Below are 11000 nucleotides of genomic sequence, written 5' to 3'. Positions count from 1 at the left end.
GCAACTGAGCAGGCTGACGCTGAGAAGTAAAAAACCGGAGCTTGTGGAGCAAGAGCTGTGGGGTGTCTTACTGGCTTATAATCTGGTGAGATATCAGATGATTAAAATGGCGGAACATCTGAAAGGTTACTGGCCGAATCAACTGAGTTTCTCAGAATCATGTGGAATGGTGATGAGAATGCTGATGACATTGCAGGGCGCTTCACCGGGACGTATACCGGAGCTGATGCGCGATCTTGCAAGTATGGGACAACTTGTGAAATTACCGACAAGAAGGGAAAGGGCCTTCCCGAGAGTGGTAAAGGAGAGGCCCTGGAAATACCCCACAGCCCCGAAAAAGAGCCAGTCAGTTGCTTAACTGACTGGCATTACGCCCATCGGCGCCATTTTTTTATGCTTCCGCCAGCGGCGGCAAAATCAATTCATCGCTCTCATGCTGCTGGGTATAGCGCATCACTTCCAGTACGCGCAACCCCGCGCGGTGCACCGCATCGGTTAACGCCTCCCCTTTCAGCAAACCACTGATAAGCTGAGCACAAAACAGGTCGCCAGTCCCTTTCAGGTCAGTTTTAACCCGTGAATGGGAAATGACATTCACGCTGTCGGCACTGACCACCACCACCTGCATCTCCTGATTTTCTTCATTACCGGAGGCGCTGGTAATCACCACCCATTTTAATGTGTCTGAAAGCAGACTTTTTGCGGCAGCAATGGCACTGTCGAGATCGCGGCAATTTTTACCGGTCAGGATTTCCAGCTCAAAGATATTGGGGGTAATTCCCTGCGCCAGCGGCAGTAAATATTGTCGATACGCTTCGGGAAGGTCAGGTTTGACATAAATTCCGCTATCAATATCGCCGATCACCGGATCGACCATAATCAATAAGTCAGAATGGTCTTTGCGTAGCGCAGTCAGCCACTCGGCAAGGATTTTGATTTGCGATGCCGTTCCCATATAGCCCGTGGTTACAGCACGAAGTTGGCGCAGCGCATCACGCTCCTGAAGCGCACGCAAATAACCGCTAAACCATTCATCCGGAATCGCACCACCGTAGAAAGTGTCATAATGCGGCGTATTGCTCAGCAATACCGTCGGCACGGCAAAGACATTCAGGCCGTTCTGTTTGATAGCAGGCACCGCAATGCTGTTGCCTACGCTGCCGTACACTACCTGCGACTGCACGGCAACGATATCCGCCTGCAGTGCCCTGCTCTTATCGTTAAACAACAACAAACTACTCATTTAATTTTTTCTCCTTGCCGATGATCCTCATCGTATTCCAACCGAAACTTTACCTGATTCTGGCAGTCAAATCGGCTATTACAAAACAAGGATAAGGTAATTCAGTGAAGAAAATCATTTGTCTGGTCGTTACGCTGCTAATGACACTCCCCGCTTATGCGAAGTTAACGGCCCATGAAGAAGCCCGTATCAACGCTATGCTGGAGGGATTAGCACAGAAAAAGGATTTAATATTTGTGCGTAACGGTGATGAACATACCTGCGATGAAGCGGTTTCTCATCTGCGACTGAAGCTGGGCAATACCCGTAATCGCATTGATACAGCCGAGCAGTTTATTGACAAGGTGGCCTCGTCGTCATCGATTACCGGGAAGCCGTATATCGTGAAGATGCCCGGTAAGAGCGATGAGAACGCACAGCCTTTTTTACATGCGTTAATTGCGCAGACGGATAAAACGGTGCCTGCGCAATAATCTTAAATCCCCGCCCCCTGGCTAAAATGCTCTTCCCCAAACACCCCGGTAGAAAGGTAACGATCGCCGCGATCGCAGATGATCGCCACAACCACCGCGCCGGGGTTAGCTTTTGCCACCCGCAGTGCTCCGGCAACCGCGCCGCCGGAGCTGACGCCACAGAATATTCCTTCCCGCACTGCCAGTTCGCGCATGGTGTTTTCCGCATCGCGCTGATGAATATCCAGCACCTCATCCACCAGCGAAGCGTTGAAAATCCCCGGCAGATATTCCGCAGGCCAGCGGCGAATGCCCGGAATACTGCTGCCTTCTTCCGGCTGCAGGCCAACAATGGTCACCGGTTTGGATTGTTCGCGCATAAAGCGTGAAACGCCGGTGATAGTGCCGGTTGTTCCCATGCTGGAGACAAAATGGGTAATGCGCCCGCCAGTCTGCTGCCAGATTTCCGGCCCGGTGGTGGTGTAATGGGCGAAGGGATTATCAGGATTATTGAACTGATCGAGCAGCTTTCCTTCACCACGATTGGCCATCTCCAGCGCCAGATCGCGCGCACCTTCCATGCCCTGCTCTTTGGTGACCAGAATCAGTTCCGCACCGTAGGCACGCATTGCCGCACGGCGTTCCTGGCTCATGTTGTCGGGCATCAGCAATTTCATGCGATAGCCTTTAAGCGCGGCAATCATTGCCAGCGCAATGCCGGTGTTACCACTGGTGGCTTCGATCAACACATCACCCGGTTTAATCTCGCCGCGCTTTTCCGCCTCGACGATCATCGAAAGTGCCGCACGATCTTTTACCGAACCTGCCGGGTTATTGCCTTCCAGTTTCAACCAGACTTCACTGCCGTTATTCGGCCCCATTCGCTGCAACTTCACCAGAGGCGTATTGCCAATTGTTTGTTCTAATGTACTCACGATCTCTGTCCATACGTGGTGTTGCCTGATGCGACGCTTGCGCGTCTTATCAGACCTACAGGTTACAAACCTTGCCATTAAAAAGCCCGGATCGCGGGAAGCGCCTCCGGGCGTTTAACATTCACTCAACCTATCAGGCGCTTTGTGCGAGAGCAAGTTCCTCATCGCGGGTTTCAATACGCTCGTCGCCGTTATACAGCCGCGCATGTTGCAGACCAACGAATAAACGCTCGCCACGTTGCGGGGCGTCGTCGCCGTGCATCACGACCGTCAGCGCTTCGTTGTACCACCCCAGCGGCTGCACGACTAATTGGGTGTAGTGGCCTTTCGGGCTGGCTTCCAGTACCTGTACCGGCAGCGGCGAATCGAGGCTGGTACGGCGGCTGATATCCACTTCCCACGGACGCAGGAAGAGATCCACTGGCCCCTGATACGCAGGTGTATAGCCCAGCGGCCAGCGATGTGCGCCAACATGGAACTGCCCGCCGCGAATGGTTCCCTGCAGGCGGTTAACTTCGCCCATAAATTCGAGTACAAAACGGGTCGCTGGTTCGCGCCAGACCTGGTCCGGTGCATCAGCCTGCTCGATATTGCCCTGGCTCATCACCACTACACGATCGGCTACTTCGGTCGCTTCTTCCTGGTCATGGGTCACAAACACGCTGGTGAATTTCAGCTCTTCATGTAACTGACGCAGCCAGCGACGCAACTCTTTACGCACCTGCGCATCCAGCGCGCCAAACGGTTCATCAAGCAGCAGAATTTGCGGTTCTACAGCCAGCGCGCGCGCCAGCGCCACACGCTGTTTCTGGCCGCCGGAAAGCTGCGCAGGATAGCGGTCTGCCAGATGGGCAAGCTGCACCATCTCCAGCAATTTTGTCACTTTCGCTTTGATCGCCGCCGCATTCGGGCGCTCGCGACGCGGTAGCACCGTCAGGCCAAAAGCGATATTGTCGAATACCGTCATATGGCGGAACAACGCGTAATGCTGGAACACGAAACCGACTTTACGGTCGCGCGCATGCAGGCGGCTAACGTCGGTGCCGTGGAAGCGAATATGCCCGCTGGTTTGATGCTCCAGCCCGGCGATAATCCGCAGCAGCGTGGTTTTCCCGGAACCGGACGGCCCCAGCAACGCGACCATCTGACCAGAAGGAATATCCAGTGAGATATCGTTCAGCACCTGGGTGCGACCAAAAGACTTCTTAATATTGGCAATCTCAATGCTCATGATGTTCCTCCTGCTGCGCGCGTTTTTCCTGATTCTCCAGACGCCACTGCAACATACTCTTTAAAAACAGGGTGATAATCGCCATCAGCGTCAACAACGCGGCAGCGGTAAAGGAGCCGACGGTGTTGTAGTCCTGCTCCAGCAATTCAATCTGTAACGGCAGCGAAAGTGTTTCGCCGCGAATCGAGCCGGAAACTACCGACACCGCACCAAACTCGCCAATCGCGCGGGCGTTGGTCAGCACCACGCCATAAAGCAGCGCCCAGCGGATGTTCGGCAGCGTGACGCGACGGAACATCTGCCAGCCAGATGCGCCCAGCAAAATCGCTGTTTCGTCTTCCTGGCTGCCCTGGCTTAACATTACCGGCACCAGCTCGCGCACCACAAACGGACAGGTCACGAAGATGGTGACCAGCACCATTCCCGGCCAGGAGAACATAATTTGCAGATTATGTTCATCCAGCCAGCCACCGAGCGGGCCGTTAGAGCCGTAAAACAGCAGATACACCAGACCGGCAACCACCGGCGACACGGCAAACGGAATGTCCAGCAGCGTCAGCAGCAACTGGCGTCCGGGGAAGTTAAAGCGCGTCACCAGCCAGGCCAGCAGAATGCCGAACACCAGGTTCACCGGCACGGCAATCAGCGCAATCATCACCGTCAGCCAGATGGCGTGCAGCATGTCCGGATCGGCCAGATTCTGTAAAACCGGCATCAGCCCTTTGCTGAACGCCTGCACGAAGATGTAAATCATCGGCACCAGCAGGATGAACGCCGAAACCAGCATCCCGATGCCAATCAGAAACCATTTGCCCCAGTTAATCGGGCGCGCGTCATAACGCTTCAATTGTGTCACTTCCGCCATTAATGACCTACCACACGCCGACCAAAGCGACTTTGCAGAGTGTTAATTGAGAACAGCAGCAACAGGGATGCCGCGAGGATCACCGAAGCAATCGCGCTCGCCGCCGGGTAATCAAACTCCTGTAAGCGAACAAAAATCATCAGCGACGTCACTTCCGTCTTCCAGGCAATGTTCCCGGCGATGAAAATCACCGCGCCAAATTCACCAAGACTACGGGTAAACGACAGCGCCACGCCCGCCACCAGCGCCGGAGAAAGTTCCGGCAGCACCACTTTGCAGAAACTCTGCCAGCGCGTTGCGCCAAGCGTTTCCGCCGCTTCTTCATATTCCGGGCCTAACTCTTCCAGCACCGGCTGCACGGTACGCACCACAAACGGAATGCTGGTAAAGGCCATCGCCACCGCGATCCCCAGCCAGGTATAGGTGACTTTGATATCAAACTTCGCCAGCCATTCACCGTAAAAACCGTTCACGGAAAAGAGCGAGGCCAGCGTTAAACCGGCGACTGCCGTTGGCAGCGCAAAGGGTAAATCCATCAGCGCATCAAGCAGCGTGCGGCCCGGAAAGCGATAGCGGGTTAAGATCCACGCCATCAGCAGACCGAAAACGCCGTTAAAAATCGACGCGACAAACGCCGACAGCAGCGTCACTTTATAGGCTGCGACCACCTGCGGGTTGGTGATCACCTCCCAGTACTGCGCCCAGCTCATCTCAGAGAGCTGCATCACCAGCGCGGAGAGCGGCAGCAGCAAAATCAGGCAAACAAACAGCAGACTGGTGCCGAGGCTTAAGGTAAAGCCCGGCAGCACGCGTCTTGATGAAACTGCAAACATCAGTTACGCCCCGCCGCTAACAGCTTGTCTAACTCGCCGCCGCTGGTGAAGTGGGTTTTCATCACTTCCGGCCAGGAGCCAAATTTGTCTTCCACGCGGAACAGTTCGGTCTGCGGGAATTTGTCTTTCAGTTTGTCCATCACCTCCGGGTTATTTACGCGGTAGTAATAGTCGGTGATGATGGTTTGCGCCTGCGGGCTGTAGAGCCAGTTCAGGTAAGCTTTTGCTGCTTTTTCCGTACCGTTGGCCTGCACGTTTTTATCGACCCACGCCACCGGGAATTCCGCCAGAATATTGGTTTTCGGAATCACCACTTCAAAGCCCTGCGCTTCATACTGTTTGCGGATGTTGTTCACTTCCGACTCGAAGCTGATCAGCACATCGCCCAGGCCGCGCTCGGCAAAAGTGGTGGTCGCGCCACGACCGCCAGTATCGAACACTTCAACGTTTTTCAGGAACTGGGTCATAAACTGTTCGGTTTTGGCTTTGTCGCCACCGTCAGCTTTATCCGCTGCGCCCCATGCCGCCAGATAGGTATAACGCGCGTTACCGGAGGTTTTTGGGTTCGGGAAAATCAGCTTCACGTCGGAGCGCACCAGATCGTTCCAGTCGTGGATATTCTTCGGGTTGCCCTTACGTACCAGGAAACCCATGGTGGAGTAGAACGGCGAGCTATTATTCGGCAGGCGCGACTGCCAGTCGGCCGGGATCAGCTTGCCTTTATCGTGCAGGATTTGTACGTCGGTCACCTGGTTATAAGTGACAACGTCGGCTTTTAAGCCCTGTAAAATCGCCAGCGCCTGTTTTGATGATCCGGCATGAGATTGTTTTATCGTCAGTTTGTCGCCGCCGTTATCTTTTGCCCATTGTTGCTCAAACGGCGGATTCAGGGCGGCAAACAGCTCGCGGGAGACGTCATAAGAACTGTTCAGCAGTTCCGTTGCCTGTACATGGCCCGCCAGCAGCAGAGAAGCGACCAGCGCGAGTGAGTTCTTTTTCAGTAAGTTAACGGCCATTGCGCACCCTTATTAATTAAATGACTTTCTAATAGCCATCATATTTATAACGGACGTGAAAGGAGTAACGGTTTTATATACCGTTTGGTGATTTGGAAGTTGAAAAGGGAATAAGACGAAATCCTCCCCACAAATGCAGGGAGGAAACAGAGGTGAATCAGATGCCGACGCTAACCGTCTCCGGCAGTGTGCTGCCGCCATCAATCACATTCTGTGTACCGGTTAAATAGCTGGATTCATCCGATGCGAGGAAGGCCGCCAGTTCGCCGACTTCCAGCGGATCGGCGAGGCGACGCATCGGGATTGCTTTCGCCATTTCAGTCAGCACCGATTCTGGATCTTCCGGGTTCGACTGGCGGGCAATGCTTTCCGCCATTGGCGTGCGAACGTATCCGGGGCAGATGGCGTTAACGCGAATACCAGACTGCGCGTACTCCACCGCCAGCGATTTAGTCAGGCCAACAATCGCCGCTTTCGTTAAGGCATACGCCGTTTCACCCGGATCGGCCACCATATCGCCAGTGACTGAAGACATCATCACAATGCGACCATCTTTGCGGGCAATCATCTCCGGCAACACCGCCTTCGTGACGTTCCATACGCCTTTTATATTGATATCAATATGGAAATCGCGATCTTCATCGCTCATATCGAGGAAACTTCCCAGACGACAAACGCCTGCGTTATTCACCAGGATATCAATGCGCCCTTCTTTTTCCTTCGCACGCTTGATAGCTGCGGCGACCGACGCCGGGTCACGCACATCGGCGACAACCGCCGTACAGCGATGACCACGACCACACAGTTCGTCCGCCAGCTTTTCGATCTCAGGGGAGATATCCAGCAAGATTAGGTTTGCGCCATGACGCGCAAAAGTTCTGGCAATTCCTTCGCCAATTCCCTGCAATGCGCCCGTAATCAGTGCTGTCTTGCCCGTGAGTTTACCCATTTTAATGCTCTCCTTGTTAATACAGAGCGTTACACTCCATTCCCTCTGAAAATACAGGATAAACAAAATATTGCTGCGGATCAGCTCACTAATTCAGGAAAATCTCAATCCAGTCGCTGCTTTATGCATCATTTCAGGCGTTGCGTTAGCTCACTGCTGCGCTCAATCATTTTCAATGACTCCACATCATTGAGTTGCACAAGGCCAACAAACAGTAAATCGGTAACAGAATTTTGCGCCGTGCGGGTGGACATCGACGAGCTGCGCCATTCGGTTTCGCCAGAAACGGTATCGAGGGTGTAATGCGCCAGCCGCCGCAGCGGGGAATCGGTTAATGAGGTAATGGCAATCACCGTCGCCCCCTGCTTTCGCGCTGCCTCGGCGCACAAGACAATCTCTTTTTTACTGCCACTGTAAGAGATAGCGATTTGTACATCGCCTTTTTTTAGCGCCTGAGAAACGGTGGCTTGTACGTGGGTGTCGGCCTCACAGGCCACGCGATAACCAATTTTCATCAGTTTGAACGACAGATCGCGCCCCACCAGCGCCGACCCGCCCAGGCCCGTTATCTGGATAAACGGTGCTTTACTGATGACCTCAATGATTTTTTGCAGCCGCGCGTAGTCAAACAACGCGCAGGTTTGCTCCAGCGCCTGCTCTTTTTCGCGATTCAGTTTACGGGCAATCACTTCCAGCGAATCATCACTGGTAATCGAACTGTGCAGGTGCAGCGCCGTGGCATTCGTTTTCTCCCGGCTGGCACTGTATTCGCCAATTAACGCCATACGCAATTCAGTAAATCCTTGCGCGCCGAGCTTCTGGGCAAACTTCACAATACTCGACTGGCTGATGCCGAGCTGTTTCGCCATCTTGCGCGAAGAGACGGATTTCAGCTCACTCACGTTGGCCCGCAGAAAGTCAGCAATTTTTTGCTCGTTCCCGGTAAATTCACTTTCCGCATTGCGTATTTTCGTCAGGTACAACATCTTCCACTCTCCTGGGCTGGCAGCAAAAATTCCGCTTAAGTTCTTATGACGCTCTTCACACTCTGCGAGTGTAGACTCAATGATTCCTTTAAGTCTGTCAATTCGGGATATATGATTCCATACATCTGCAATTATTTGATCGTAAATAGTAAGGTCACCACCGATGCAACTTGAAAAGATGATTACTGAAGGCTCGAATGCCGCCTCGGCTGAAATTGACCGCGTATCAACGCTGGAAATGTGCCGGATTATCAACGATGAAGATAAAACCGTGCCGCTTGCCGTTGAGCGCGTACTGCCGGATATCGCCGCGGCAATCGATGTTATCCACGCCCAGGTAAGCGGCGGCGGTCGTCTGATTTATCTCGGTGCGGGAACATCCGGTCGTCTGGGGATTCTTGATGCCAGCGAATGTCCGCCGACCTACGGCGTGAAACCGGGTTTGGTGGTTGGTTTGATTGCTGGAGGCGAATATGCCATTCAGCACGCGGTGGAAGGCGCTGAAGATAGCCGGGAAGGTGGTGTTAACGATCTGAAAAACATCGGCTTAACCGCGCAGGATGTGGTGGTTGGCATTGCGGCCAGTGGTCGCACGCCGTATGTAATTGCCGGACTGGAATACGCACACCAGCTCGGCTGCCGCACAGTGGGAATTTCCTGTAATCCAGGGAGCGCGGTTTCCACCACCGCTGAGTTTGCTATTACGCCGGTGGTTGGTGCCGAAGTGGTTACCGGTTCTTCGCGAATGAAAGCAGGCACAGCGCAGAAACTGGTGCTCAATATGCTCTCTACCGGGCTGATGATTAAATCCGGCAAAGTGTTCGGCAACCTGATGGTCGATGTGGTCGCCACCAACGAAAAATTGCATGTGCGCCAGGTCAATATCGTTAAAAACGCCACCGGATGTAGCGCCGAACAAGCGGAAACAGCGTTAATTGCTTGCAAGCGCAACTGTAAAACGGCCATTGTGATGGTACTGAAAAATCTCGATGCCGATGAAGCTAAAAAATGCCTGGATCAACACGGCGGTTTTATTCGCAAGGCTCTGGAAAAGGAATAACCCATGGCTAAAGAGATCAGCAGTGAACTTCTGAACACCATTCTTACCCGGGTCGGCGGACCGGGAAATATCGCCAGTTGTGGTAACTGTATGACGCGCCTGCGTCTGGGTGTACATGACAGTTCACTGGTTGATCCCAATATCAAAACGCTGGAAGGCGTGAAGGGGGTCATTTTGACCAGCGATCAGGTACAGGTGGTTTTTGGGCCAGGCAAAGCGCATCGTGCCGCAAAAGCCATGAGCGAGTTGCTGGGCGAAGCACCGATACAGGATGCCGCAGAGATCGCCGCTCAGAATAAACGTCAGTTAAAAGCCAAACAAACCTCCGGCGTGCAACAATTTCTCGCCAAATTCGCCACCATCTTCACGCCGCTGATCCCCGGTTTTATTGCCGCTGGTCTGTTGCTGGGAATAGCGACGTTAATTGCCACGGTGATGCACGTTCCGGCAGATGCTCAGGGAACACTACCCGATGCGCTGAATTTTATGAAGGTGTTCAGCAAAGGCCTGTTCACCTTCCTGGTGATTCTGGTGGGCTATAACGCGGCCCAGGCATTCGGCGGCACGGGCGTCAATGGCGCAATTATCGCCGCGCTCTTTTTGCTCGGTTATAACCCAGCTGCAACCACGGGTTACTACGCCGGATTTCACGATTTCTTTGGTCTGCCCATCGATCCGCGCGGCAATATTATCGGCGTGTTGATTGCCGCGTGGGCCTGCGCCCGCATCGAAGGCATGGTGCGCCGCTTTATGCCCGACGATCTCGACATGCTGTTGACCTCGTTAATCACCCTGCTAATCACCGCTACGCTTGCGTACCTGATCATTATGCCGCTGGGCGGCTGGTTATTCGAAGGTATGTCGTGGCTGTTTATGCACCTGAACAGTAATCCGCTCGGTTGTGCGGTTTTAGCCGGGCTATTCCTGATCGCCGTGGTATTTGGCGTACATCAGGGCTTTATTCCTGTTTACCTCGCGTTAATGGACAGTCAGGGATTCAACAGCTTATTTCCCATCCTTTCAATGGCAGGCGCGGGCCAGGTGGGCGCGGCGCTGGCACTCTACTGGCGGGCGCAACCGCATAGCGCATTACGCAGTCAGGTCCGCGGGGCGATTATTCCTGGTCTGCTGGGCGTTGGCGAACCGCTGATTTACGGCGTCACCCTGCCCCGCATGAAACCGTTTGTTACCGCTTGCTTAGGCGGCGCGGCGGGCGGTTTGTTTATCGGACTGATAGCCTGGTGGGGTCTGCCGATGGGCTTAAACAGCGCCTTTGGGCCGTCTGGTCTGGTGGCGCTGCCGCTGATGACCTCAGCACAAGGTATCCTTCCTGCAATGGCGGTTTATGCAGGCGGGATTCTGGTGGCATGGGTTTGCGGGTTTATTTTCACCACGCTCTTTGGCTGCCGTAACGTCAATCTGGACTGATA

At 53.9% G+C, this 11000-nt stretch carries 11 protein-coding genes and 1 pseudogene; 4 read left to right on the top strand and 8 right to left on the bottom strand.

From position 1 onward, the window contains the following. A pseudogene (locus ACJHWR_RS12765) lies at positions 1-358 on the top strand (IS4 family transposase); the annotation flags it as partial. Between the two features lie 33 nt (positions 359-391). Here ACJHWR_RS12765 and pdxK read toward each other — a convergent pair. Next, entirely contained in the window at positions 392-1243 is an 852-nt protein-coding gene (pdxK, locus tag ACJHWR_RS12760; RefSeq protein ID WP_000096680.1) for a pyridoxine/pyridoxal/pyridoxamine kinase, read from the bottom strand. Between the two features lie 104 nt (positions 1244-1347). Between pdxK and ACJHWR_RS12755 the strand changes: the two genes are divergently transcribed. After that, positions 1348-1716 (top strand): YfeK family protein, encoded by a 369-nt coding sequence (locus ACJHWR_RS12755; protein ID WP_000719965.1) that lies wholly within the window; start codon positions 1348-1350, stop codon positions 1714-1716. A gap of 2 nt (positions 1717-1718) precedes the next feature. Here ACJHWR_RS12755 and cysM read toward each other — a convergent pair whose 3' ends face one another. From cysM to murR, 7 genes are all read right to left on the bottom strand, one after another. Further along, on the bottom strand, positions 1719-2630 hold the full coding sequence (gene cysM / locus ACJHWR_RS12750; RefSeq protein WP_001600269.1) for a cysteine synthase B: 912 nt from the start codon (positions 2628-2630) through the stop codon (positions 1719-1721). A 133-nt stretch (positions 2631-2763) separates the two neighbouring features. Beyond that, positions 2764-3861, bottom strand: a complete 1098-nt coding sequence (cysA, locus tag ACJHWR_RS12745) for a sulfate/thiosulfate ABC transporter ATP-binding protein CysA (RefSeq protein WP_000021031.1) — start codon at positions 3859-3861, stop codon at positions 2764-2766. Then, complete coding sequence (gene cysW / locus ACJHWR_RS12740) at positions 3851-4726, bottom strand: sulfate/thiosulfate ABC transporter permease CysW (RefSeq protein WP_000852691.1); 876 nt, start codon at positions 4724-4726, stop codon at positions 3851-3853. Before cysW ends, cysA begins: the two co-directional genes overlap by 11 nt. After that, the gene (cysT, locus tag ACJHWR_RS12735) at positions 4726-5559 is read right to left on the bottom strand and encodes a sulfate/thiosulfate ABC transporter permease CysT (RefSeq protein ID WP_000458420.1); all 834 of its coding nucleotides are present in this window, start codon (positions 5557-5559) and stop codon (positions 4726-4728) included. Before cysT ends, cysW begins: the two co-directional genes overlap by 1 nt. Then, the gene (cysP, locus tag ACJHWR_RS12730; RefSeq protein ID WP_000290223.1) at positions 5559-6575 is read right to left on the bottom strand and encodes a thiosulfate/sulfate ABC transporter substrate-binding protein CysP; all 1017 of its coding nucleotides are present in this window, start codon (positions 6573-6575) and stop codon (positions 5559-5561) included. The genes cysT and cysP overlap by 1 nt, the downstream gene beginning before the upstream one ends. A 157-nt stretch (positions 6576-6732) precedes the next feature. Further along, on the bottom strand, positions 6733-7524 hold the full coding sequence (gene ucpA / locus ACJHWR_RS12725; RefSeq protein ID WP_000517443.1) for an SDR family oxidoreductase UcpA: 792 nt from the start codon (positions 7522-7524) through the stop codon (positions 6733-6735). A 128-nt stretch (positions 7525-7652) separates the two neighbouring features. Further along, the gene (murR, locus tag ACJHWR_RS12720; protein WP_000966459.1) at positions 7653-8510 is read right to left on the bottom strand and encodes an HTH-type transcriptional regulator MurR; all 858 of its coding nucleotides are present in this window, start codon (positions 8508-8510) and stop codon (positions 7653-7655) included. A gap of 163 nt (positions 8511-8673) precedes the next feature. Here murR and murQ point away from each other — a divergent pair, with 163 nt between their 5' ends. Continuing rightward, positions 8674-9570 carry an N-acetylmuramic acid 6-phosphate etherase gene (murQ, locus tag ACJHWR_RS12715; RefSeq protein WP_001175609.1) on the top strand — a complete coding sequence of 299 codons (897 nt, stop codon included), beginning with the start codon at positions 8674-8676 and terminating at the stop codon, positions 9568-9570. Positions 9571-9573: 3 nt separating this feature from the next. After that, the gene (murP, locus tag ACJHWR_RS12710; RefSeq protein ID WP_001040469.1) at positions 9574-10998 is read left to right on the top strand and encodes a PTS N-acetylmuramic acid transporter subunit IIBC; all 1425 of its coding nucleotides are present in this window, start codon (positions 9574-9576) and stop codon (positions 10996-10998) included. The last annotated feature ends 2 nt before the right edge of the window (positions 10999-11000 follow it).

Origin of the sequence: Escherichia sp. WS568, assembly GCF_046486085.1 — a bacterium.
Classification (GTDB): Bacteria; Pseudomonadota; Gammaproteobacteria; order Enterobacterales; family Enterobacteriaceae; genus Escherichia; species Escherichia coli.
Note: the sequence above shows the minus strand (reverse complement) of the source record. Positions and strands in the feature narration are given on the sequence as shown.